Source organism: Paraburkholderia sp. SARCC-3016, from assembly GCF_031119615.1.
Lineage (GTDB): Bacteria > Pseudomonadota > Gammaproteobacteria > Burkholderiales > Burkholderiaceae > Paraburkholderia.
This window is the reverse complement of the sequence record NZ_JAVHZD010000008.1, coordinates 14,185-37,001: the sequence shown is the minus strand read 5'-3', so window position 1 is coordinate 37,001 and position 22,817 is coordinate 14,185. Positions and strand designations below refer to the sequence as shown.

At 65.1% G+C, this 22,817-nt stretch carries 21 protein-coding genes; 8 read left to right on the top strand and 13 right to left on the bottom strand.

The features are described 5' to 3' along the window. Positions 1–16: 16 nt before the first annotated feature. Positions 17–775 (bottom strand): Pr6Pr family membrane protein, encoded by a 759-nt coding sequence (locus tag QYH69_RS09980; RefSeq protein ID WP_308831703.1) that lies wholly within the window; start codon positions 773–775, stop codon positions 17–19. A gap of 180 nt (positions 776–955) precedes the next feature. Between QYH69_RS09980 and QYH69_RS09975 the strand changes: the two genes are divergently transcribed. The 3 genes from QYH69_RS09975 to QYH69_RS09965 all read left to right on the top strand — a co-directional run bounded on the left by QYH69_RS09975 (position 956) and on the right by QYH69_RS09965 (position 4,214). Beyond that, positions 956–2,104: a GGDEF domain-containing protein gene (locus tag QYH69_RS09975; protein ID WP_308831702.1), complete on the top strand. Its 1,149-nt coding sequence runs from the start codon at positions 956–958 to the stop codon at positions 2,102–2,104. Positions 2,105–2,376: 272 nt separating this feature from the next. After that, a complete protein-coding gene (locus QYH69_RS09970; protein ID WP_308831701.1) occupies positions 2,377–2,877 on the top strand; it encodes a helix-turn-helix domain-containing protein in 501 nt (166 codons plus the stop codon). A 2-nt stretch (positions 2,878–2,879) separates the two neighbouring features. Continuing rightward, positions 2,880–4,214, top strand: a complete 1,335-nt coding sequence (locus QYH69_RS09965) for a type II toxin-antitoxin system HipA family toxin (RefSeq protein ID WP_308831700.1) — start codon at positions 2,880–2,882, stop codon at positions 4,212–4,214. A gap of 32 nt (positions 4,215–4,246) precedes the next feature. On the opposite strand, the gene QYH69_RS09960 is transcribed toward QYH69_RS09965, so the two are convergent. The 8 genes from QYH69_RS09960 to mscL all read right to left on the bottom strand — a co-directional run bounded on the left by QYH69_RS09960 (position 4,247) and on the right by mscL (position 11,580). Beyond that, on the bottom strand, positions 4,247–5,044 hold the full coding sequence (locus QYH69_RS09960; RefSeq protein WP_308831854.1) for an ABC transporter ATP-binding protein: 798 nt from the start codon (positions 5,042–5,044) through the stop codon (positions 4,247–4,249). 8 nt (positions 5,045–5,052) lie between these two features. Beyond that, positions 5,053–6,000 carry an ABC transporter ATP-binding protein gene (locus QYH69_RS09955; protein WP_308831699.1) on the bottom strand — a complete coding sequence of 316 codons (948 nt, stop codon included), beginning with the start codon at positions 5,998–6,000 and terminating at the stop codon, positions 5,053–5,055. A 4-nt stretch (positions 6,001–6,004) separates the two neighbouring features. Then, positions 6,005–6,940, bottom strand: a complete 936-nt coding sequence (gene nikC / locus QYH69_RS09950) for a nickel transporter permease (protein WP_308831698.1) — start codon at positions 6,938–6,940, stop codon at positions 6,005–6,007. A gap of 106 nt (positions 6,941–7,046) precedes the next feature. Next, a complete protein-coding gene (locus tag QYH69_RS09945; protein ID WP_308831697.1) occupies positions 7,047–8,117 on the bottom strand; it encodes an ABC transporter permease in 1,071 nt (356 codons plus the stop codon). Between the two features lie 88 nt (positions 8,118–8,205). Further along, the gene (locus QYH69_RS09940; protein WP_308831696.1) at positions 8,206–9,813 is read right to left on the bottom strand and encodes an ABC transporter substrate-binding protein; all 1,608 of its coding nucleotides are present in this window, start codon (positions 9,811–9,813) and stop codon (positions 8,206–8,208) included. Positions 9,814–9,900: 87 nt separating this feature from the next. Then, positions 9,901–10,479 (bottom strand): D-alanyl-D-alanine dipeptidase, encoded by a 579-nt coding sequence (gene ddpX, locus QYH69_RS09935; protein WP_308831695.1) that lies wholly within the window; start codon positions 10,477–10,479, stop codon positions 9,901–9,903. 336 nt (positions 10,480–10,815) lie between these two features. Next, positions 10,816–11,010: a hypothetical protein gene (locus QYH69_RS09930; RefSeq protein ID WP_308831694.1), complete on the bottom strand. Its 195-nt coding sequence runs from the start codon at positions 11,008–11,010 to the stop codon at positions 10,816–10,818. A gap of 105 nt (positions 11,011–11,115) precedes the next feature. Continuing rightward, positions 11,116–11,580: a large conductance mechanosensitive channel protein MscL gene (gene mscL, locus QYH69_RS09925; protein ID WP_308831693.1), complete on the bottom strand. Its 465-nt coding sequence runs from the start codon at positions 11,578–11,580 to the stop codon at positions 11,116–11,118. 317 nt (positions 11,581–11,897) lie between these two features. Here mscL and QYH69_RS09920 point away from each other — a divergent pair, with 317 nt between their 5' ends. Next, complete coding sequence (locus QYH69_RS09920; protein WP_308831692.1) at positions 11,898–14,228, top strand: molybdopterin cofactor-binding domain-containing protein; 2,331 nt, start codon at positions 11,898–11,900, stop codon at positions 14,226–14,228. A gap of 39 nt (positions 14,229–14,267) precedes the next feature. After that, complete coding sequence (locus tag QYH69_RS09915) at positions 14,268–14,726, top strand: 2Fe-2S iron-sulfur cluster-binding protein (protein ID WP_308831691.1); 459 nt, start codon at positions 14,268–14,270, stop codon at positions 14,724–14,726. Between the two features lie 122 nt (positions 14,727–14,848). Here the strand turns inward: QYH69_RS09915 and QYH69_RS09910 are convergent, their stop codons facing one another. Then, the gene (locus QYH69_RS09910; RefSeq protein ID WP_374992384.1) at positions 14,849–15,172 is read right to left on the bottom strand and encodes a winged helix-turn-helix domain-containing protein; all 324 of its coding nucleotides are present in this window, start codon (positions 15,170–15,172) and stop codon (positions 14,849–14,851) included. 516 nt (positions 15,173–15,688) lie between these two features. On the opposite strand from QYH69_RS09910, the gene QYH69_RS09905 reads away from it, so the two are divergent. After that, positions 15,689–16,882: a porin gene (locus tag QYH69_RS09905; protein WP_308831689.1), complete on the top strand. Its 1,194-nt coding sequence runs from the start codon at positions 15,689–15,691 to the stop codon at positions 16,880–16,882. 63 nt (positions 16,883–16,945) lie between these two features. Here the strand turns inward: QYH69_RS09905 and QYH69_RS09900 are convergent, their stop codons facing one another. Together QYH69_RS09900 and QYH69_RS09895 are read right to left on the bottom strand one after the other, a co-directional pair. Then, a complete protein-coding gene (locus tag QYH69_RS09900) occupies positions 16,946–17,386 on the bottom strand; it encodes a molybdopterin-dependent oxidoreductase (protein ID WP_308831853.1) in 441 nt (146 codons plus the stop codon). A 485-nt stretch (positions 17,387–17,871) separates the two neighbouring features. Continuing rightward, on the bottom strand, positions 17,872–18,297 hold the full coding sequence (locus tag QYH69_RS09895; RefSeq protein WP_308831688.1) for a TOBE domain-containing protein: 426 nt from the start codon (positions 18,295–18,297) through the stop codon (positions 17,872–17,874). Between the two features lie 95 nt (positions 18,298–18,392). On the opposite strand from QYH69_RS09895, the gene QYH69_RS09890 reads away from it, so the two are divergent. Beyond that, positions 18,393–19,271 carry an extracellular solute-binding protein gene (locus QYH69_RS09890; RefSeq protein ID WP_308831687.1) on the top strand — a complete coding sequence of 293 codons (879 nt, stop codon included), beginning with the start codon at positions 18,393–18,395 and terminating at the stop codon, positions 19,269–19,271. 19 nt (positions 19,272–19,290) lie between these two features. Further along, positions 19,291–21,279 carry an ATP-binding cassette domain-containing protein gene (locus QYH69_RS09885; RefSeq protein WP_308831686.1) on the top strand — a complete coding sequence of 663 codons (1,989 nt, stop codon included), beginning with the start codon at positions 19,291–19,293 and terminating at the stop codon, positions 21,277–21,279. On the opposite strand, the gene QYH69_RS09880 is transcribed toward QYH69_RS09885, so the two are convergent. Further along, positions 21,263–22,678, bottom strand: a complete 1,416-nt coding sequence (locus tag QYH69_RS09880; RefSeq protein ID WP_308831685.1) for an MFS transporter — start codon at positions 22,676–22,678, stop codon at positions 21,263–21,265. The genes QYH69_RS09885 and QYH69_RS09880 overlap by 17 nt on opposite strands. Between the last annotated feature and the right edge of the window lie 139 nt (positions 22,679–22,817).

The following is a 22,817-nucleotide window of genomic DNA, read 5'->3' as shown; positions in this document are numbered from 1 at the left end:
CGACCAAGTGCACGCACTAGCGTCCGGCATCCTGCGTCGTATCGGGTGCCGCGCCTGCCGCTATCGATGCTGCCCGCACGCGCAACGGGCGCCTGTGATTGATCGCGATGAACAGCACCATGAGCCCGACAAACGCGCCCACCAGCAGTATTTCGTTGATCAACACACGCTGGTAGCCGAGTTCGAGCACGTCGATGAAAGGGTACGGATAGAAGTCCGACAGGCTGCCGCGCAGCATCGTGACGGCGATGTATGCGAGCGGATACACGAGCCACAAAAGGCTCCGCCGAATCGTCAGATGAAAGCGCGGCACGAAGAGCAGCCAGTACAGCGCGCTGAGCACCGGCAGCACCGTATGCAGCGCTTCGTTGACGAGCGACCGGTAGCCATGAGGCGTCCACAGATGGCGCAGCAGCACGTTGTACGCGAGGCCGACAAATACCATGTACACGACGATCGCCGTGACGACCGTCGGCGCGCGCAAGAATCGGCCGATCGGCGTCGGCGGCCGCAGCGCGACGCAAGTGAAACTGACGGCGCACAGCAGCACGGTCAGGTTGGTCAGATAGCTGCTCATGCGTTCGAGCGCATCGAACACGCCATAGCCATGCGCAATGAGCCGGTCGATGGTGATGTCGGTTTGCGCGGCGAACGCGAGCCACGCGATCAGCGCGATCGATGCCGCGGCTGTCAGTGGGGCGGGGCCCGATGTGTGCAACGGCAGCTCGGGTTCGTCGCGCGAACGCGGCGAGGGCAAGGTCGGCGGTGCGGTCATCCGTCGATTTTATACATGACGTGTCGCGCGATGTTGCGCGCGTTTTCAAGAAACGCGGGCTTTGTGCCGTAAACTGACTCGTATAGTCAGACAATCCCGTTGCGCAGCCTTGCCGGCACGAGGCGCTGCCGCGTGTCCTTTTGCAACTTCGGCGACGCTTTGCACGATCCCGCTTAGTCCATGCTCGACCCAGTCAACATCCTGATCGTGACCGTGCTCTCCGGCATCATGAGCATGGCCGTGCTCGGTTCGTTGCGGCCCGCGGCGATTCCGGGCGTCGGTTACTGGATCAGCGGCAATCTGCTCGCGATCGTCGGGCTTGTTCTCTTTACACTGCAACGCACCACGCCGCTTTACCTGTCGGTGATCATCGCCAACGGCATTTTCTCGATCGCCGTGCTGCAGATGTTGCAGGGCTGCCGTCAATTCTTCGGACGACGGCCGATCGAATTCGGCGAGTATGCGTGCTGGGCCGCGATGATGATCGGCTTCCTGTGCTGGACCTACGTCGTGCCCGACATCAACGCGCGCATTCTGCTCGCGTCGTTGTTTCATGCGTACGTGTATGCGTCGGTCGGCTGGATCACCTGGAAGGGTCACGTTCCCGGACGGCCGAAATACAGCTACCACTTCGTCACCGCGGCCGCTTCGCTCGGCGCGCTCGGCCATCTGTCGCGCGGGCTGATCTATGGGTTCGACCTTGTACATCAGACGGCCTTGCTGCAGCCGAACGCCGTCAACGTCGCGTTCCTCGGCCTCGGCATTCTCGCGCTGCCGTCCCTGTCGATCGGCATGGTGATGCTCGCTCACGACCGGATGGCCGAGCGGCTCGAACGCTGGGCGAACATCGACGAACTGACGGGCGCGCTGACGCGCCGCGCGTTTCTTGCACGCGCACAAGCGCGGCTTGCGCAGTCGCTCGCGAACGGCACGCGGCTGTCGATCGCGATTATCGATATCGACCATTTCAAGTCGATCAACGACGAGCACGGGCATGCGTGCGGCGACGAGGTGCTCGCGCATTTCGGCGGCGTCGTTGCGGCGTGCATCCGCTCGAACGACCTGTTCGGGCGTCTCGGCGGCGAGGAGTTCGCGGTGCTCTGCCCATCGACGGGACGCGCGGACGCGGTCGAACAACTCGACCGGTTGCGCGCGAAAATCGCCGGCAGCGGCTGCCTGCTGTCGGACGGCGAACGTCTCGTCTACACGTTTAGCGCGGGTGCGGACGAACACCGGCGCGGCGAAACACTCGCGCATCTGATGGCGCGCGCTGACGCCGCGCTGTATACGGCGAAGGCGAGGGGAAGGAACCGGGTGATGGCGGGGTGAAGACCGGCACAAGGGCAAGGGGCAAGGGGCAGGAGCGGCCCCGGCCGCATGACGGTCACTGCGGGGGCACAGCGAAGTCATGGAGTCACCGCAGGGGTCACCGCAGGGGGGTCACCGCACGATTACAGCCTTTAGGCTGTATTTTGCATTTACAGCCTATAATCTGTATTTTGGATTTACAGCTTATACGCTGTATTGTGTACAGCCTTTACCCTGTAGTATCGTTTTACAGGCAATAGACTGTATCGGGCGACGAAAGCGGAGGTGGGGCCGTGGAATATCCCGTTCGTACAGCCAGTGAGCTTCATCTGATGCTCAGGGCATTCCGGAAGTCTTCCGGCCTCACCCAGGCGGGCATGGCGGACCTTCTCGGCATCACGCAGCAGACATACGCGGCGCTGGAAGCCAATCCGGGCTCGGCCAGCACCGAGCGCGTGCTCAGAGTGCTGCGCATCCTGAACGTCGATATGACGCTCAGTTGGTCCGTGCGCCCGCGTCGCGCCTCGCCGCGCCCGCCTGTCCCCCCGGATGCCGGTAACGGTTTGCGCCCGGGGCAACAGTCGAGGCCGCAGTCGGGGCGACAGCCGGCGCTGCAATCGGCCAGCAAGCCCAAAGCGGGGGCCGCGGCCCAAAAACGGGCGCCCGAGCGCGCCGGTGCGAAGAAACAGCAGGGCGCGGCGGTTCCGGCAAACGGCGGCGCGAAAGCGAAAACGCCAGCTACGTCGGCGCGAAAGACGACCAAACGTGTGATTCGTAAGCGAGAGGATTGGTAACCATGATGCGTGGCGCCCGTGCGAACAGACTCGACATCTGGATGAACGGGCTGCCCGTCGGTTACTGGGAAGTCTCCCGCGGCGCGGAGCGGCTCGTGTACCACGACGACTGGGTGGCGGACGTACAAGGCCGTCCGTTGTCGCTCTCGTTGCCCTTTACGCCTGGCAACCAGCCGTACCAGGGGCCCGAAGTCGAGGCGTTCTTCGACAATCTGCTGCCCGACAGCGAGGCGATACGGCGGCGCATCGCCGTGCGTTATCGGGCGCGCGACACGTCCTCTTTCGCGATGCTGACCGAATTGGGCCGCGACTGCGTCGGCGCGATCCAGTTGCTGCCGCCCGATGAAGTACCGGCGGACCTGCAATCGATCCACGGCAGGCCACTCGATGAGGCAGCGGTGGCGCAGCTGTTGCGCGACACGACGGCGACGGGCGTGCTCGGCCGGCAAGACGCTGCCGGAGACCTACGCCTGTCGATCGCCGGCGCGCAGGAGAAAACTGCGTTGCTGTGGCACGGCGGCCAATGGCTGCTGCCGGAAGGCAGTACGCCTACCACGCATATTTTCAAGCTTCCGCTAGGGCTCGTCGGTAACATGCAGGCCGATATGCGTACGTCGGTCGAAAACGAATGGCTCTGCTCGAAGATCGTGGCGGCGTACGGACTGCCGGTGGCCGACTGCGCGATTGCGCGCTTCGAAGACCAGAAAGTTCTGGTCGTCAGGCGCTTCGATCGCAGGCTAGCCAGCAACCGCCGCTGGATCCTCCGGCTTCCGCAAGAGGACATGTGCCAGGCGACCGGCACGCCGGCGCTGCGCAAGTACGAGAGCGACCGCGGCCCCGGCATCGAACGCATCATGGAAATTCTCTCGAGTTCCGCCGACGCGGCATCGGACCGGCGCGCCTTCTTCGTGACGCAGATCGTGTTCTGGCTTCTCGCCGCAACCGACGGCCACGCGAAGAACTTCAGCATCGCTCATTTCCCGAACAATCGGTACAGGGCAACGCCGCTCTACGATGTTCTGTCGGCTCACCCGATTATCGGCAACGGCCGCAACCGGCTTGCGCGGCAAAAGGCGAAGCTCGCGATGTCGGTACGCAGCCAGGACAAGCACTATCACATCGAAAAGATCCAGCGGCGTCACTGGATCGCGCAAGGCGCCCGCGTCGGCTATCCGGCGGACCAGGTGGAAGAGATGATCGCGCAGGTTGCGCAGCGTACCGACGCGGTGATCGACAGCGTGTCGGCGCGCTTGCCGGCCGATTTTCCAGCCGATGTCGCCACGAAGGTCTTCGATGGAATGAGGCGATTCAACCGGAAGCTGACGGCGACGAAATAACGCCAGCGACCGCGCACGACATCCTGCGCGCGTTACATCGCCGCGTCCACCCCAATCGCGTCGGCTGCATTGCGCCGATAACCGGCAGTCGCAAGCAGCAGGCTGCGCGTGTATTCATGCTGCACGCGTTGCTCGCGCACTGCTTCGATACCGGGTTCTTCGACGATCTCGCCGTTGCGCATGACCGCGACGCGCGAACAAAGAAAGCCGATCACCGCGAGGTTGTGGCTCACGAGGACGATCGTCAGATTGCGCTCGCGCGCAAGGCGCCGCAGCAGGTTGAGTATTTCGGCCTGCACCGATACGTCGAGCGCCGACGTCGGTTCGTCGAGCAGCAGCACGCGCGGTTCGACGAGCAGTGCACGGGCGATGGCCACGCGCTGCCGCTGGCCGCCCGACAGCTGATGCGGATAGCGGAAGCGGTATGCCGGTCCGAGCCCGACTTCGCGCAGCGCGGCGGCAATGCGCTCGTCCTCGCGATCGAGACCGTTGATCGCAAGCGGTTCGCGCAGCGTTTGATCGACGGTGAAGCGCGGATGCAGCGAACCGTACGGATCCTGAAACACCATCTGCACTTCGCGTTGCAGCGCGCGGCCGTGAGCACCGCGCTGAGCTTGCGCGCCTACCAGGCGTCCGCCGATCGCCACGCGCCCGCCCGCTATCGGCACGAGCCCCGTCAGCGCGCGCAGCACCGTCGATTTGCCCGAACCCGATTCGCCGACCAGTCCGAATGCTTCGCCGGGCCGCACCTGAAAACTCGCGCCGCGCACGGCATCGAACGGTCCGCTTTTCGTACGAAAGCGCACGGTCAGCGCATCGACGTCGATGATCGGCTCGTTCATAGGGCAGCTCCTCGTGCGCTCGCGAGCGGGTCGGCTAGCCACGCCGGGTCGCGCGCGAGTACGGGCAATTCCTCGGGTGGATCGACGAGCGGCGGGTTGGCGGCCATCAGACCACGCGTATAAGGATGTTGTGCATGCAACAGATCGCGCGCCGCGCAGGTTTCGACGACACGTCCCGCGTACATGACGACGACGCGATCGCAAAACGACATCACGAGCGGCAGATCGTGGCTGATGAAAATCAACCCGGTGTCGTGCTTCGCGATCGTTTCATCGAGAATCGCCAGCACTTGCGCGGCGACGAGCACGTCGAGCGCGCTGGTCGGTTCGTCGGCAATCAGCAGGCGCGGCCCGGTCGACACCATCATTGCGATCATCACGCGCTGCCCCATGCCGCCCGACAGCTCGTGCGGGTAAGCGTCGGCGACGCGCTGCGGATTGCGGATATGCACGGCCGCGAGCGCGTCGACGATCTTCTCGCGCATCTCGCGACGGCCGGTTTTCGGCGCATGCAGCGCGAACGCTTCACGCATCTGTTCGGCCACCGTCATGACCGGATTCAGCGAGTATTTCGGATCTTGCAGGATCATGCCCATCTGTTGCCCGCACAACTGCCTGCGCTTGCGTGCGTTCAGTGCGAGCAGGTCCGTGCCGTCGAAACGCAGCGTGTTGGCGCGCATCTGCGCGGCAGGCGGCAGCAGGCCGAGCAATGCGCGGCCCGTCAGCGACTTGCCGGAACCGGACTCGCCGACGATGCCGAGGCGCTCGCCCTTGTCGAGCGCGAACGACACGCCGCGCACCGCTTCCGCAAGCGTGCCGTCGTGGCCGCGAAAAGCGATGCGCAGATCGTCGATTTCGGCGAGCGCGGCAGAGGCGGGGGTGCCCGCAAGCGGCGGGCTCGGCGCCCGGTCCGCGGCATTCGCTTTCGGGGAAGCATCCGACATGCGGTCAGTCTCCATGGCGCGGATCGAACACGTCGCGCAAGCCGTCGCCGAGCAGATTGAACGCGAGGCTCACGAAGAGGATCGCGCATCCGGGAATCGTCGCGACCCACCACGCGTTGAGCAGCACGTTGCGGCCCGATGCGACCATATAGCCCCACTCGGGGCTCGGCGGCTGCGCACCGAGGCCAAGAAAACCGAGGCCCGCGACGGTCAGAATGATGCCCGCCATATCGAGCGTCGCACGCACGATCACCGACGACGAGCACAACGGCACGATATAGCGCAGCAGGATCCGCGCGCGCGACGCGCCTTGCAGCCGCGCGACGTGGATGAAGTCCGCATCGACGAGCCGCAGCGTTTCGGCGCGCGCGAGCCGCGCATATGCAGGCCATGCGGTAATCGAAATCGCAACGACCGCGTTGATCACGCCGGGCCCGACGGCGGCAGCGAACGCGAGCGCAAGCACGATCTTCGGGAAGGCAAGCGCGATATCGGTCACGCGCATCAGCACGTTGTCGATCCAGCCGCCGAAAAAGCCCGCGACCGTACCGATCATGAGACCGATCGGCACGACCACGATCACCACGAGTATCGCGATCGAGAGCGTGATGCGCGCGCCGTAAATGAGGCGGGACAGGATATCGCGGCCGAGCTGGTCGGTGCCGAGCCAGTGCGATACCGAACCCGGCGGCAGCAGCCGGTCGGACAGGACCTGGCGCAGCGGATCGTGCGGCGCGGCGAGCGGCCCGAATGCGGCGACGCCGACGAGCAGCACCAGAATCGCGAAGCCGAACAGCGACAACGGATTGCCGGCAAAGCGCCGCCACCGGCGATACGCGCGGCCGAACGCGGCCTGGCGGCGCGACGCGGGCGTGTCGCTGAGCAGCCACGCGCGCAAGCCCGGCGACGTGCGTGACGACTGCGGTTGCTCGTCGCTCATGGGCGCGTCCTGCGCGATCGAGGCGCGATCGTCGGGCAACGCAGTCGATTCGGTTGAAGGTCGAACACGGCTCATAAACAGATGGAAAGCGGGTAGCGAAGCATCATCAGCGGGCGCGCGGATCGAACACACGGTACAGCGCGTCGGTCAGCAGATTGAGCGCGATAAATGTCGCGCCGATCACGAGTGTGCTGCCGAGCACCGCGTTCATGTCGGCATTCAGCAGCGCGCCGGTCAGATATGAACCGATGCCGGGCCACGCGAACACGATCTCGGTCAATACCGAGCCTTCGAGCAGAAAGCTGTACGACAGCGCGACCACGGTCAGCAGCGGCACCATGATGTTGCCGAAGGCGTGCCGCCAGATCACGCGCCGCTCGGGCAGGCCTTTCGCGCGCGCCGTGGTGATGTATTCCTGGCTCAGCTGTTCGAGCATGAACGAGCGCGTCATCCGGCTCAGATAGGCGACCGAGTAATAGCCGAGAATCGCGGCCGGCAGGGCGATATGCGATAGCGCGTTGAAAAATACATCCCATTCGCCGGCGATCAGCGCATCGATCAGCAGACTGCCGGTGCGCGTATCGACCATGCCGTCGTAGACCGGATCGATACGGCCGGGGCCGCCCACCCAATGCAGCCTCGCGTAGAACAGCAGCAGCCCCATGAGCCCGAGCCAGAACACGGGCACCGAGCTGCCGATCAGGCCCACGAAGCGCGCGACGTGATCGATCCAGCGGTTATGACGGACCGCCGCGATCGCGCCGAGCGGTATGCCGATCAGCACACCGATGACGGTCGACAGTGTCGCGAGTTCGAGCGTGGCCGGAAAGACGCGTTTGATGTCATCGAGCACCGGGTTGGCCGTGAGCAGCGAGACGCCGAGATTGCCATGCAGCACGTCGCGCGCGTAAAGCCAGAACTGCACGGCCAGCGGCTGATCGAGACCTAGCTGCGCGCGTGCGGCCGCGTACGCCGTGGCCGATGCGCGGTCGCCGACCACCGCGAGTACCGGATCGATCGGCACCTTGCGGCCGATGACGAATGTGACGGCAAGCAGCCCGACGAACGTAATGGCGAGCGTCGCCACCCAGCGCAGCGCGCGCAACGCCCAGCGCAGGCCCGCGTGCCGGGCAGGCAGCGCGCGCAGGCGGTCGAACGGCGTGACGGGAGTCGACATGATGGCTTCCTTGCACGGGCGCCGCGCGACGGCAACGCCGGTTTGATTGCGGTTTCGCTTCCGTTACCGCTGCTTCGTGACTGCCTCGCTACTGCTTCTTCAGGTGCAGATACGACACGAGATCGTTGATCGGACCGACTTCGATGCCGCTTACACCGGGCCGCATCGCGACCTGCGACACCTGCTGGAACATGATGACGAACGGCGAATGGGCGAGCATCTGCTTCTGCATCGCCTGGTACAGCTGTGCGCGCTTCGCGGTAGACGATTCAGCGAGCGCTTCGTTCGTCTCCTTCGTCAGATCGGGAATGTTCCACGAATTGCGCCATGCGAGCATCTTGTACGCCGACTTATCGGAATTGTCGGGGTTCCATGCGAAGCCCTGCGCGTTGCTGTGCGGGTCGATATAGTCGGCCGACCATTCGCCGATGTAGATATCGTGCTGCCGCGCGCGGTATTTCGCGAGCGTCTGCTTGTTGTCGCCCGGAATGATCTCGACCTTGATGCCGCCTTGCGCGAGATTCGCCTGTACCGCCTGCGCGATTTCGTTATACGGGTAGCCGCTGCGTACGTCCATCGTCACCTTGAAGCCGTTCGGCAAGCCCGCTTTCGCGAGCAGCGCCTTCGCTTTCGCGACGTCCTGGCGATAAGGATTGTCGTTCAGCGCGCCGAGAAAGCCTTCCGGCAGAAAAGTCTCGTGCACCTTGAACGTGGTTTTTGCGATGTTGGTCTGAATGCCGTTGTAGTCGATCAGCCACTTCATCGCTTCCTGCACTTCGGGCTTCGCGAGATTCGGGTTCTTCACGTTCAGGCCCAGATACAGCAGCGTCGCTTGCGGCACGGCCACGACATGCGCCTTGCCCGATTTCTCGAGCGCGGCGAGGTCGTCGGGGCTCAGGTTGCGCGCAATGTCGGCGTCGCCGTTTTCGAGCAGCAGGCGCTGCGTCGCCGCTTCGGGCACATGGCGCAACACGATGCGCTTCATCGCGAGCGGCACGCGGTAGCCGTCGAAACGCTGCAGAATCAGGCTTTCGTTGGCGGTCCACTTGACGAGCCTGTACGCGCCCGAGCCGGCCTCGTTCGTGCGCAGCCATGCGTTGCCGAAGTCGTTGTTCTTCTGGTGCGTGAGCAGCAGCTGTTTGTCGACCACCGAAGCGGGCCAGGCGCCGAGTACGTTCAGCACGAAGGTCGGCGCGTATTTCTGATCGGTGGTCACGCTGACCGTCGTGTCGTCGATCTTCTTCACGCGTTGCAGCACGTTGTCTTTGGTGAGGCCGATGCCTTGCAGCACGGCGGCCGCGCCTTTATCGAGCAGCACCGTGCGCTGGATCGACCAGGCGACGTCATCGGCCGTGAGCGGATTGCCCGAATGGAACTTGAGCCCGCTTTTGATCTTGAACGTGAACGTCAATCCGTCGGGGCTCACGCTCCACGATTGCGCGACGTCGCCGTTGAATTTCGACGGGTCCTTGAGGTCCACGCGCACGAGCCGGTCGTAGGTGTTCGCGATGTACTCCTCGGGCACGAGCTCGTACACTTCGCCCGGATCGAGCGTCGAGAATTCGTCGAGCATCGTCGCCATCACGAGCATGTCCTTCGGCGTCGCGGCGCGGGCCGGCACGGTGGCCGTCAGCGATAATCCCATCGCCGCAGCCAGTGCGGCCGCGGCGAGCACGTTGCGCAAACGCGGTTTCATCTTCTGTGTTCCCCTCGATAGTCGTGAAATTCGTTGTGCAGTCGTTGTAACGCGTGCAAACCGGCGGTGCGTGTCGGCGCGCGGCAATCACATCAGCCGCAGTGGTCCGCTGTCCGCATTGTCGATCAGCGGCAGCGCGAGTGCGCCCGGCAATTCGTAATGCCACCATTCGCTTTTGATATGCGTGAAGCCCGCCGCGTGCATGATGCCGAGCAGCATCAGCCGGTTGCGCTGCACCGGTTCCGGCAGGCCCGGATGAAAGTGCTCGGATTCGACCGTCATTGCATCGAAGCCAGTGCCCATTTCGAGCGCTTCGCCGTTTGCATCGACGAGCGTGAGGTCCACCGCGGCGCCGCGGCTATGGTTCGAACCGCGTTTGACGTCGGCGATATAGGTCGGATCGGGCAGAAAGTCCCACAGCACCTGCTGCGCTTGCGGCGGACGGTACGCGTCGAAGATGCGCAGCGTGAGCCCGCTGTCGCGCGCGATTGCAATCGCGGTGCGCAGCGCGGTTTCAGCCGGCTCGATTAGCAGGCAGTGCGCGCGTTCGTAAATCGGTTTGCCCGTCAGGTTGTTTGCGGTCGCGTAGACGAGGTCGATGTCGACACCATGGGTGTCGCGGGTGATGGGAATCAGTTTCGAGTTAAAGCGGGTCGGTGCGGTCATGAGCTATGCATCTGACAAGGTCAAAAAACACAGCGCTAGCTTAAAAAATCAATTGGCATTGGTCGAGCAATAGTTTTTGAGGGAAAACGCCAGGTCGCGCCGCGTCGCGCCCTTGCGCGCATGCCCGCGCGCAAGGGCAGGACGCGCGACATCGCCCTGCGTCGGCCGACGAACCGGCATGCGTGCATCGGCACCGCGGTTCCAACGGCAAAAGCAGAAGCTTCGCCGCCGCGAAGGGGCGGGCACCCGGGGGCAGCGAAACTGTTTCAGTTCGGCCGAGCGAAGCCACAGCAGCCCGGCCGCGCGCAGTCATGCCGCAGTCGTGCCGCAGTCGTGCTACTGGCCCGGCTGCTTGCCGGGTTCCGGCTGCGTCCGGTCCGGTTCAGGTTCGGGAATGCCGACGTCGGGCACGTCGGCGGGCCTGCCGGGACTCGGTGCGTCCGGAATAGCCGGCTGATCGGGAATCGGCGGGTCCGCGGCGGGATCGGATGCGCGCAGGGGGGCGGGCGAGTCTGAGTGATTCGGCAGCATGAGAGCCTCCTTGTTGCGGCGCCCTGATGCCGCCGCTTCACGCTGGTCGAGCATGGGGCGTTCCCGCATCGTCCGCGCGCCGCTGCAACGCCGTTCGCGCCGCCTTCAGGCGCGCTGCCTTTGATCCTTGAGCTCGTCGCGAATCTCGCGCAGCAGCAGGACGTCCTCGGGCGGCGCGGCCGGCGCCGCCGGCGTTTCGGCTTCGGTCCTTTCGAGCTCGCGCAGCTTGTTGATGAACTTGACGAGCAGAAAGACGATAAACGCGAGAATCAGGAAGTTGAGCACGACGGTAATGAACGAGCCGTAGCCGACCACGGCGACGCCTGCCGTCTGCAGGTCCTTGTACGAATCCGGGTTGCCCTTGAAGGTCGCCGGTATCGCGCCGAGCCGCAGGAACTTGTTCGAGAAGTCGATGTTTCCGGTCACGATGCCGACGATCGGCATGATCAGATCCTTCACGATCGAATTGACGATCGTCGAAAACGCGCCGCCGATGATCACACCGACCGCGAGATCCATCACGTTACCCTTGACCGCGAACTGCTTGAATTCCTGAAACACGCTTGCCATGGTGGTTCCTCCGTATCTATCGACGCAGAGACGTTAGCGAATTGCATTCCCGGCCTACGCAGGTGCGATTCCGCGCACTAAGATGCAGGAAGGCGCGACTGCGCAGCCGGACCGAAAATCGGGCGCTGCGCGGCGACGACGGACGGTGGCACGGATCCCGGCCGTGCTCGCTGATCGCCGCGCCTGCTTTCATTCGGATCCGCGCCTGTGCGTTTTACCTGATGTCCGCTCACCGCGACCTCTGCCGCCGGTCAGAGGCGCCCGGTGGGCCGTGGCGACCGATATAACCATCGTCAAGAACCGCTTCGTAGCGTGCCATGGTCAAGCGTAGAACCTTCCTTGTCGGCGGTGCCTCGACGCTCGGTGCGCTCGTGGTCGGCTGGTCCGCACTGCCGCCGCGGCAGCGGCTGAAGCCGGCGGAGCCGCTTGTGATGCACCCCGCGCAGACGGCGATGAACGGCTGGGTCAAGATCGACGCCGACAACCGCGTGACCGTGATGGTTTGCCGCGCGGAGATGGGGCAGGGCGTGCACACGGGCCTCGCGATGCTGGTCGCCGAGGAACTCGACGCGGACTGGGCTACGGTCGGCGTCGAGGACGCGCCGGTCGACAGGATTTACAACAACGTGGAAAGCGTCGCCGGCAACCTGCCGTTTCGTCCCGACGACGACAGCGTGGTCAAGGGGCTCTTCACGTGGCTTGCGCGCAAGGGCGCGCGCGAAGCAGGCTCGATGATGACGGGCGGCTCGACGTCGCTCAACGATGCGTGGCTGCCGATGCGCGAGGCCGGCGCCGCGGCGCGCGCCATGCTGATCGAGGCGGCCGCGACGCAGTGGGGCGTGCCTGTCGAGCAGTGCCATACGAAAGCAGGCCGCGTCTACGACGGGCCGATCGACGCGCCCGCCGACGGCATGACCTCGGCAAGGCGCAGCGCAACGTACGGCGAGCTTGCGCCGCTTGCGGCGCGCCAGGCGCTGCCACGCAAGGTCGCACTGAAAGATCCGGCCGCATTCAGGCTGATCGGCAAACCGCTCGCGCGTATCGAGGCGTCGTCGAAGCTCGACGGCTCGGCGCGCTTCGGCATCGATGCGACGCCCGACGGTCTGCTCTACGCAAGTGTCGCGATGTGCCCGGTGCTGGGCGGCGCTGTCGCGCATTTCGACGGCGCCGCCGCGGCCATGCAGCGTGGCGTCGTCAGCGTATTCGCGGTACCGCCGTTTCACGGCGGCACGGGGGGCGTTGCCGTGATTGCCGACAACGCGTACGCGGCAATGCACGCGCTCGACGCAGTGAAGTGCGAATGGCGGATCGACGACGATACGCGCGTGTCGAGCATGGATGCCATGCAGCGCCTTTCCGCGGCGCTCGACGAAAGCGCGGGCCACACGTGGTACGCACGCGGCGATGCCGATGCCGCACTCGGCATTGCCGCACGCACGGTCAGCGCCGAATACCATGCGCCGTATCTCGCGCATGCGGCGCTCGAACCGATCAATTGCACGGCACAGGTCGGAAACGACGGTTCGGCGATCGTTTGGGCCGCGACGCAGGTGCCCGACGTCGCGCGCCGCTATACGGCGCAGATGCTCGGCGTAGCCGAAGAGAAAGTCGACTTGCGCCCGCAACTGATCGGCGGCGCCTTCGGCAGGCGGCTCGAGATGGATTACATCGCGCAAGCGGTTGCGATCGCGAACCGCGTGCGCGGCACACCCGTGCAGACGATCTGGACGCGCCCGCAGGACACGACGCACGACTTCTATCGGCCGGCCTGCGTATCGCGCTTCACCGCGGGTCTCGACGATGCGGGCACGGTGACCGCATGGCGCAACACGTCGGCAAGCCAGTCGATCGTGACGAGCTGGCTCGCGCGCAACTACGGGGTGCCGGGTTTCGTTGCAGCGCTTGGCCGCACCCTCGACAAGACCAGCGACGAAGGCGCGTTCGACCAGCCGTACGAATGGCCGAATGTGCGCATCGGCCACAAGCCGGTCGCGCTGCCGGTGCCGGTCGGCTTCTGGCGTTCGGTCGGGCATTCGCATCAGGCGTTCTTCGTCGAGAGCTTTGTCGACGAACTGGCGGCCGCCGCGCGCAAAGACCCCGTTGCGTTCCGCGCCGCGATGCTTGCCCATCACCCGCGTCATCTCGCGGTACTACGCCGGGTTGCGCAGCTCGCGGGCTGGCGCACGCCGCTCGAAGCCGATGAACGCGGCCTTGCGCAGGCGCGTGGCATCGCGCTGCACCAGGCGTTCGGCAGCATCGTCGGTCAGGTTGCCGAAGTATCGGTGGAGGCGGATAAGGAGAGGACGATCCATGTGAACCGCGTGGTCTGCGTGATCGATTGCGGCTTGCCCGTGAATCCGAATCTGATCGCGCAGCAGCTCGAAGGGGCGATCGTGTTCGGATTATCCGCGGCGCTTTACGAATCGATCACGCTCGAGGGCGGAGCCGTGAAGCAGCAGTATTACAGCGACTATCCGGTCGTGCGAATGGAGCAATGCCCGCGGATCAAAACTGAAATCATGTCGAGCCGCGAGCATCCGCAGGGCGTCGGCGAGGCGGCGACGCCACCCGTCGCGCCGGCGGTCGCGAACGCGATATTCGCGCTGACGGGGCAGAGGCTGCGCTCGCTGCCGCTCAAGCTCGCGTAAGTTCGAGTTTGCCCGCCATGCCGGGCGATGGAGACGACGATGCTGTCTCTGAACATCAATGGACACGACACGGCGATCCGCTCCGATCCGGCGACGCCGCTGCTGTGGGTGCTGCGTTGCGAGCTGAAACTGACCGGCACGAAGTTCGGCTGCGGCGTCGGCGTATGCGGCGCGTGCACGCTGCATATCGACGGCGCCGCGCAGACCTGCTGCACGAAGCCGGTCGCGCAACTGCACGGCGCGAAGATCACGACGATCGAAGGGCTCGGCGGAGCGCAGGCGCGCGCACTGAAGGCCGCATGGCTGCGCATCGACGTCGTGCAGTGCGGTTACTGCCAGAGCGCGCAACTGATGGCGGCCAGCGCGCTGCTGATGCGCAACCACAAGCCCGGCCCCGCGGATATCGATCAGGCGATGACGCCGGTGATCTGCCGCTGCGGCACGTATCCGCGCATCCGGCAGGCGATCTACGCGGCGAGCGGCCAGACTCGCACATAGCGTGGCGGGCTTCGTCGAACTGATCGCGCGGCTCGCGGCCGGCCGCAGTGCCGACGCCCGGGCCGACGGCGCGCGTGTCGCGGTTCTGTTTGCGGCACGGCCGAGCGTGCCCCACACACGGCCTATCGCCGGATCATTCGCGTCAAGGCCGAGATCTCGGCTGCGCAGGCTGCATACGCCTCGGTTTCGATGCCGCGATACAGCCGGATGATTTCCTCGCCGACGGATGTCAGCGCGCAGCCTCCGCCGCTTTGCCCGCCATGCTCGGCGACCGTCGCCGGCGACTTCAGCGACCGGTTCAGTTCATCCATCAGCAGCCACGCCCGCCGGTACGACATGTTGAGGCTGCGCGCCGCGGCCGAGATCGAGCCGTGCTCCCTGACCGCTTCGAGCAACGCGACCTTTCCGGGACCGAGCGCGATCGTATCGGCCTGCTGGATGCGCATGCGGAACCTGACCTCGGGTTTCACGGTTGTCGAAGTTTTCATCGTTGTAGGCCGCGATGGGGACGCGTTGTTCTGACGGTTCGAATCTGCGAAAGGATACACGACAGGCGCTGCGCGTGGCGTACGGTGTCGCCGTGCCATGAACGCGTATTGCACAGTCGTTTCCGGAAGCGGCATGCGTGCTGTCTGCAAAACGATACAGATCGCCTGCCGGCCCTTTATCGAGATATAACTGCGCGCTACATTGCCGGACACAATGCTTCGCGCGGGCTCCCATACCCTGGGTAAGGCGCGGGCCGCCCGACACGGGCGACAAAGACCGTTAAACATTCCCTCGAACCGAATCGCCATCGTGCCGTGCCCGGCTAGCCGCCGCGCGTGGTGCGCGCGGCTGTCTGCGCGCGCTTTTGCGTCGCGACTCGTGGCGGCCTGCGAAGCGGCATTTTCCGAATCGAACAAACCACGCTGCGTTTGCGCCCGTCGCGGACGCGTGAAATCTTTAAAAAGGATGTCTAAATGAAAAAAATCTTCAATGCAGCCGCAGTAGCCGGCGGTCTCGGTGCAATTGCCGCGGCCACGAGCAGCGCGCATGCGCAAAGCAGCGTCACGCTCTACGGCATCATCGATGCCGGCATCAGCTATGTCTCGAACTCGGCCACGCCGACGGGCCATGCGAGCCTCGTCAAATACGCGGACGGCGTCGCGTCCGGCAGCCGCTGGGGCGTGCGCGGCACGGAAGATCTGGGCGGCGGGCTGAAGGCGCTGTTCGTGCTCGAAAACGGCTTTAGCAGCGCCGACGGTTCGATCGGGCAGGGCGGCGCGCTGTTCGGGCGGCAGGCATACGTCGGCGTTTCGAAGAACGGCATCGGCACGCTGGCGTTCGGCCGCCAGTATTCGTTCTCGACCGACTACCTCGGCGCGAATTACACGACCGGCAGCCAGACGCCCGCCGGCAACTACGGCTGGCATATCAACGATGTCGACCAGTTGAGCGCGAGCCGCATCAACAACGCGGTGAAGTTCAGCAGCGCGAATATCTCGGGCCTGACGTTCGGCGCGATGTACGGGTTTTCGAATCGGGCCGGCGCGTTCGCCGGCACGCCGACCGTCACGGCCGGCGGCGCCTCGCAACAGGGCGCGTCGAGCGCGTACAGTTTCGGCGCGAACTACGCACAGGGGCCATTCGGCATCGGCGCCGCGTACACGAACATCCGCTATCCGAACGGCGCGACGCCACCGTTCAGCGTCAGCATCGCGAACGTGAACACGGGCGGCCTGCGCGACCTCGAGACCTATGGCATCGGTGCGCGCGTCGCGATCGGCGCGGGCCTCGTGTGGGGCAACTGGACGCATACGACCTTCGAACCGCTCACGGGCGCTTCGTCGCGGCTGAACAACTATGAAATCGGCGGCCGCTACGGCTTCACGCCCGCGCTTGCGGCGGGGCTCGGCTATACGTTCTCGGATCTCGACGACCGCTTCAGCGGAAAATGGCATCAAGTCACCGGCGCGCTCGACTACGCGCTGTCCAAGCGTACCGACGTCTACCTGCTCGCCGTCTATCAGATTGCATCGGGCAGCAATACGGTCGCGGGGCGCGACGTGCCGGTGCAGGCGCAGATCGGCACAGTGCCGGCGATGCTCGGCACCTCGGGCGCCGGCGCGAACAACCAGGTCGCGACGCGCGTCGGCTTGCGGCACCGCTTCTAGCTGGCTCGCGCGATGGCCGCTGTGCTGGCGGCCTTGATCGCGGCTCGATAGCGGCTTGACCGGTCAGGGCGCCACCACGCGCGCGACAATGCCCGCGAGGCGCTTGACGTGGCGCGGCGCGGGCAGGATATCGCCCGCGGAAAACAGCAGTGGCGCCCCGTCTTCGATCGCAAGCGGCGCGCCGCCGCGCTCGAACGCGACAAGCACGCGTTCGCCGACCGGCGTGTTGAACAGCTCGTGCCACGAGAACGTGACCGCATAGCCGTCGTGGGCAACGGCGATAAAGATGGTCCGCTTGAAATCGCCCGGCCGGTCGTTGCGCAGGCCGGCCACTTCGATGAGATCTTTCAGCAATACGCCGCGGTAGCTGTCCACTTTGCGGATGAAACGGTTGGTCGTGAAGCAGCGCAGGTCGAACGGGTCGGCGCGCGCGTTTGCGCGATCGCGCAGCTGGTCGAGCGTCAGCGTGAGCGGACGTTGAAAGTCGCCTGTTAGCGAAAGCATGGCGTTTTGCGCCGATGCTTCGCGCTCTGTCTGGTTTGCGCCGTTCGTCTGGTGCGTTGCTGTCATGCTCGAATGCTCCATTTCCGGTGCCATGCCGCGTTACTCGAAACTAGCGCTTGCCTGTCGATATATCGGTAGGTATATTACGCTGCGTGTAGCGCAAGCGCTGGGGAAAATTCGATCGACACCGGTCATATCGTTGCGGTAAGCCGCGCGAGCTGCTTGCGGCGCCTGGCCTCACGTGCCCGATGAAATGCGCGACGCGCTTGATGCAATCGGCCGGGCAAGGGTGTCGAACGACGGAACGAGACGAAAGATACGACGGACACGAAGGTCACGAAGCGGGCAAGAGGCGGGCAAGAAGGCAAGAAGCAGGCAAAAAGCGGCAGCACGAGCGTAACCGGCGTGCGGCCGCTGCGTTGAGATGCCCATCGTCATGCGAGGCAGTGGCCCGCAAGGCATCGATCAGACGACAGCCGGCGCGATCAATCCACGCCGACGATCACGCTCGACGCCTTGAAGATTGCCGCTGCCGCCTTGCCGTTCGCAAGGCCCAGGCGATCGACGCTGTCGTTGGTAATGATCGCGGCGATCTTCGCCCCGCCTTGCGCGGCGATCACGACCTCCGCGTTGACGGCGCCCTTCGTGACCGACGCAACGATGCCCGCGATGCAGTTGCGCGCGGACACCTTGCTCGCGTCCGCGTCGACCATCACGAGCACCGACGATGCCTTGATCAGCGCGAACGCCGGCTTGCCCGCTGCGAGGCCCAGCGAAGCCGCGCTGCCGTGCGTGATGATCGCGACGATTTCGAGGCCGTCCTGCGTGCGCAGCGTGATCTCGTCGTTGACGGCACCGGTCTTCACGTCGGCAACGATGCCGGGAAACTGGTTACGGGCGCTGGTGCGCATAGTGTTCTCCTTGAGCATGAGTGAAAGCGGGGAAGTTCGATGCAGCGTTGCGCGCATCGTAATATAGTCGACTTAATAACGGTACGGGGAATGACATGGTTCGTAAGCTGGTTGCGTCGGTTATCGTCGTGGCGGCCGCGGCGTTCGGTGCACAGGGTGCGTCGGCGCAGGACGGCACGGTCGATGTGCTGTACGCGGGTTCGCTCGTGAATCTGATGGAGCGCAGCGTCGGTCCGGCCTTCGAAAAGGAGACCGGCGTTCACTTCCAGGGCTACGCCGCCGGTTCGAACAAGATCGCCAATGAAATCAAAGGCAAGCTGCGCCGCGGCGACGTTTTCATCAGCGCGAGCCCAAAGGTCAACACGAGCCTGATGGGCGAGGCCAACGGCAATCATGTGACGTGGTATGTGAGTTTCGCGGAATCGCCGCTCATGATCGGCTACAACCCGCAAAGCCGATTCGCCGCGCAGTTCAAATCGAAGCGCTGGGACGAGGTATTGCAGGAACCGGGTATCCGCATCGGCCGCACGGACCCGAAGCTCGACCCGAAGGGCGCGTTCACGGTCGAGATGGTGACGAAGGCGGCAGCGCTCTATAAACAGCCGGACCTCGTGCAAAAGACGCTCGGCGCGCCGGAAAATCCGGACCAGGTGCTGCCGGAAGAGACGCTCGTCGGCCGTCTGCAGTCGGGCCAGCTCGACGCAGGCTTCTTCTACTCGACCGAGACCTCGGACCTGAAAATCCCGGCCATTCGTCCCGCGCCGGAACTGCAGGCGAAGGCGAGCTACACGATCACGATTCTCGGCGACGCGCCGAATGCAAAGGGCGCCGCGCGCTTCGTCGACTTCCTGATGAGCGCGAAAGGGCGCCAGTTGCTTGAGGAGCATGGCGTCGACGTCGTGAAGCCGACCGTGGTCGGTAACGTGCAGGCGATTCCGCCGTCGGTGCAGGCGGTGATCGACGCCGCGCAATGAGCATGAGGACAAGCCTGCCATGACGCGCCACGCCGCGCGACCGCTGCTGTGGCTCGGCGGCCTGCTTGCCATTTATCTGTGCGCGCCGTTTATCGCGGCGCTGCCGCAGATCGATCACGCGGACTGGGCCCATGTCGACTGGCACACGATGGGTTCCGCCGTCGGCGTGTCGGTCGCGAGCGCAAGTGTGGCCGCGCTTCTAATCCTCGTGGGCGGAGTGCCGCTCGGTTATGCGCTCGCGCGCTCGTCGTCGCGCGCGATGGCCGCGCTTGGTTTCATCGTGCAGTTGCCGCTTGCGCTGCCGCCGCTCACAAGCGGCATTCTGCTGCTATTCCTGTTAGGACCGTATAGCCCGCTTGGGCGTCTTTTCGGCGGCGTGCTGACCGATTCGTTCGCGGGCATCGTGCTCGCGGAGACCTTCGTCGCCGCGCCGTTTCTGATCATCGCCGCGCGCTCGGCGTTCGCGGCGGTCGACCCGGTCTTCGACGACGTCGCTGCGACGCTCGGTCATCATGCGGGCAGCCGCTTCTTCCGCGTCACGCTGCCGATCGCGTGGCCGGCGATTCGCGCGGGTCTCGCGCTCGCCTGGCTGCGCGCATTCGGCGAGTTCGGCGCGACCGTGATGGTCGCTTATCACCCGTACTCGCTGCCCGTCTATACGTACGTCGTGTTCGGCGGCCAGGGCTTGCCCGCGATGATGCCGTTGCTGCTGCCGACGCTTGCGATCGCGGTGATCTGCGCGGTGCTCTCCGTGGCGGGCCGCCGCGCGGCGCCGCACGCCGATGTGCCGCAGGAAAACGGCGACGAACCTGCCGCCGTAGCGACAGCTGCCACTGTTCCGCTGCCGGCGCAACCCGATGCGCGCCTCGCGTTCCAGTTGCGCCGCGACCTCGGCGCGTTCGATCTCGATATCGAATGGGCGCCCACGACGCGGCGCCTCGCGATCATCGGGCCGTCCGGATCGGGCAAGTCGCTCGCGTTGCGGATGATTGCCGGCCTCGAACGCAACGACGGGTCCGTGGTGACGCTCGGTGCACGCGAACTCGCGCCGCTTGCGCCGGAGCAGCGGCAGATCGGCTACATGCCGCAGGATTACGGGCTTTTTCCGCACATGACGGTCGCGCAGCAGTTGTCGTTTCCGCGCGATGCGGATGCCGCGAGCGCGCGCTACTGGATCGAGCACCTGGGTCTCGCGTCATTGACGGCGCGCTTGCCGCGCGCATTGTCGTTCGGGCAGCGTCAGCGCGTGGCGCTCGCGCGTGCGTTGACACGGCACAGCCAGTTGCTATTGTTCGACGAACCGTTCTCGGCGCTCGATACGCCGCGCCGCCGGCGCCTGCAGCAATCGCTGCGCGAGCTGCAGCGCGAGATCGCGGCGGTGACGGTGCTCGTCACGCACGATCCCGACGAAGCCGCGCTGCTCGCCGACGAACTGCTGGTGATCGAGCACGGCCGCGTGCTGCAGACGGGCTCGATCGCCGATGTGTTCGAGCGGCCGGCGAGCCTGCGGGTCGCCGAATTGCTGGGCCTGCATAACGTCGGCGAGGGCATGATGCGCGGCGATGGGCGTATCGAGACGCCGCTTGGTCTCGTCATCGAAGCCATTGCGACACCTTCGCTCGCGGCCGGCCAGGCGGTGATGTGGCGCGTGTCGCCGCGAGCGATCTCGGTGCTCGACGATGAAACGGCCGCCGAGCATGCGAGCACGAACGACATGAACGGCGCGAACGGCACAAACGGCGCGAACGGCACAAACGGCGCGAACGGCACAAACGGCGCGAACGGCACAAACGGCGCGAACACCGAACGCAGCCTGTATCGCGGCACGCTCGAACGCATCGAACTGCGCCACGGGGACCGCTATGCGGTGCTCGACGTCGGCGGTCATCGCTTCGACGTCGGCGATGAATCTGCGCTTGCCGACGCAGGCCGCAATCGAGCCGTGCGGATCGATTCGCGCGGTGTATCGGTGTGGCCGCTTGCGCGACCGCTCAACGCTTCGACGTGACCTCCATGCGCTTGCCGCGCGCAATCTCGTCGCCGGCATTCGGCGCGAGGCGCCGCGTGACCGCAATCGACGCGAACGAGCACAGCCCCACCGTCAGGAACGCCGGCCAGAAATCGGACCATTCGATCTGCGTATGACCATGCAGCGACCGCGTGAGCTGCACGACGATGCCGGCAATGGTCACGCCGAGGCCCAGCGACATCTGCTGAACCACGCTGCCGAGGCTCGTCGCGCGTCCGACGTCGCGTGTTTCGATTTCGGCGTAGGTCATCGAATTGAGGCTCGTGAACTGCAAGGCCGGGAAGAAGCCGCCAAGCAGCACGACGCCCCAGATCAGCCATGTCGGCGTGCCGGGGAAAAACAGGCCGCACGCGGCAATCGCGATACCCGAGAACGCGGCGTTGTACATCAGCACGGTGCGAAAGCCCCAGCGATGCAGCGTGCGCGATGCGAGCGTGCGCATGAAGAGGCCGCCGATCGCCGACGCGCACGTAATGAGGCCCGACTCGAACGCGCTCATGCCGAGACCTTCCTGCAGCACGAGCGGCAATAGAAACGGCACCGCGCCGAGCCCGATGCGAAACAGCGATCCGCCCATCACGCTCGCCTGAAACGTCGGCACGCGGAAAAAGCGCAGATCGAGCAGCGGCCGCGTCGCATAGCGCGCATAGAGCACATAGAAAGCCAATGCGATCGCGCCCGCGAAGGTCATCGTCCACGCAGTCGAATCGGCGATCAGCTCGCTGCCGACCAGAGCGAGGCCGAGCATGAACGCCGAGGCGCCGCCTGCGGACAGCAGAAACCCGAACCAGTCGAGCGGCCCTGGATGCGGCTCGCGCGTATTCGCGATGAATCGGTTGGTCAGATGGATGCCGACGATGCCGACCGGAATGTTGATAAAGAAGATCAGCCGCCAGTGCAGATACGTCGTGATGAAGCCGCCCAGCAGCGGCCCGGCGGCCGGGCCCAGCAGCGACGTGAGGCTCAGGTAGTTCATTGCGCGAATGAAGTCCGAACGCTCGACACTGCGAAAGATGATGATGCGGCCGACGGGCACCATCATCGCGCCGCCGATGCCCTGCACGAAGCGCGCGACGGTGAACATGCCGAGCGATGTGGAGGCCGCGCATGCCAGCGAACCGGCGACGAAGATGCCGATTGCGGTGCGAAATACGGTACGTGCGCCGTAGCGGTCCGCCAGCCAGCCGCAAACGGGAATAAACACGCCGAGACCGAGCACGTAGCTCGTGACCGCGATCTTCAGCGTGACCGGGTCTACAGCAAAGGTGCGCGCCATCTGGGGCAGCGCCGTGACGATCACGTTCGCGTCGACCGTCTCCATGAACATCGCGAACGCGACGATGACAGGAGCGATGAGACCCTTCTGGTCGGACGACATGAGCAGGCTGATGCGGCGATGAGCGGCGCTAGGCGACAGGGACAAGCCGCGATTATTGCATAGCCGCTTTCACTTTTAAGCATTCGCTGCGGGTTTTTGTGTGCCGTCGGCATCGCTGACGGCACGAGTGAGGTTGCTT

Bases quoted from the DNA above. Each gene is read 5' to 3' on its own strand.
- nikC (WP_308831698.1), bottom strand. From the start codon at position 6,940: ATGAGCGACGAGCAACCGCAGTCGTCACGCACGTCGCCGGGCTTGCGC.
- QYH69_RS09945 (WP_308831697.1), bottom strand. From the start codon at position 8,117: ATGTCGACTCCCGTCACGCCGTTCGACCGCCTGCGCGCGCTGCCTGCC.
- QYH69_RS09955 (WP_308831699.1), bottom strand. From the start codon at position 6,000: ATGTCGGATGCTTCCCCGAAAGCGAATGCCGCGGACCGGGCGCCGAGC.
- QYH69_RS09980 (WP_308831703.1), bottom strand. From the start codon at position 775: ATGACCGCACCGCCGACCTTGCCCTCGCCGCGTTCGCGCGACGAACCC.
- QYH69_RS09930 (WP_308831694.1), bottom strand. From the start codon at position 11,010: ATGCTGCCGAATCACTCAGACTCGCCCGCCCCCCTGCGCGCATCCGAT.
- QYH69_RS09975 (WP_308831702.1), top strand. From the start codon at position 956: ATGCTCGACCCAGTCAACATCCTGATCGTGACCGTGCTCTCCGGCATC.
- QYH69_RS09885 (WP_308831686.1), top strand. From the start codon at position 19,291: ATGACGCGCCACGCCGCGCGACCGCTGCTGTGGCTCGGCGGCCTGCTT.
- QYH69_RS09890 (WP_308831687.1), top strand. From the start codon at position 18,393: ATGGTTCGTAAGCTGGTTGCGTCGGTTATCGTCGTGGCGGCCGCGGCG.
- QYH69_RS09915 (WP_308831691.1), top strand. From the start codon at position 14,268: ATGCTGTCTCTGAACATCAATGGACACGACACGGCGATCCGCTCCGAT.
- QYH69_RS09905 (WP_308831689.1), top strand. From the start codon at position 15,689: ATGAAAAAAATCTTCAATGCAGCCGCAGTAGCCGGCGGTCTCGGTGCA.
- ddpX (WP_308831695.1), bottom strand. From the start codon at position 10,479: ATGACCGCACCGACCCGCTTTAACTCGAAACTGATTCCCATCACCCGC.
- QYH69_RS09900 (WP_308831853.1), bottom strand. From the start codon at position 17,386: ATGCTTTCGCTAACAGGCGACTTTCAACGTCCGCTCACGCTGACGCTC.
- QYH69_RS09910 (WP_374992384.1), bottom strand. From the start codon at position 15,172: ATGCGCATCCAGCAGGCCGATACGATCGCGCTCGGTCCCGGAAAGGTC.
- QYH69_RS09940 (WP_308831696.1), bottom strand. From the start codon at position 9,813: ATGAAACCGCGTTTGCGCAACGTGCTCGCCGCGGCCGCACTGGCTGCG.
- mscL (WP_308831693.1), bottom strand. From the start codon at position 11,580: ATGGCAAGCGTGTTTCAGGAATTCAAGCAGTTCGCGGTCAAGGGTAAC.
- QYH69_RS09895 (WP_308831688.1), bottom strand. From the start codon at position 18,297: ATGCGCACCAGCGCCCGTAACCAGTTTCCCGGCATCGTTGCCGACGTG.
- QYH69_RS09965 (WP_308831700.1), top strand. From the start codon at position 2,880: ATGATGCGTGGCGCCCGTGCGAACAGACTCGACATCTGGATGAACGGG.
- QYH69_RS09880 (WP_308831685.1), bottom strand. From the start codon at position 22,678: ATGTCGTCCGACCAGAAGGGTCTCATCGCTCCTGTCATCGTCGCGTTC.
- QYH69_RS09920 (WP_308831692.1), top strand. From the start codon at position 11,898: ATGGTCAAGCGTAGAACCTTCCTTGTCGGCGGTGCCTCGACGCTCGGT.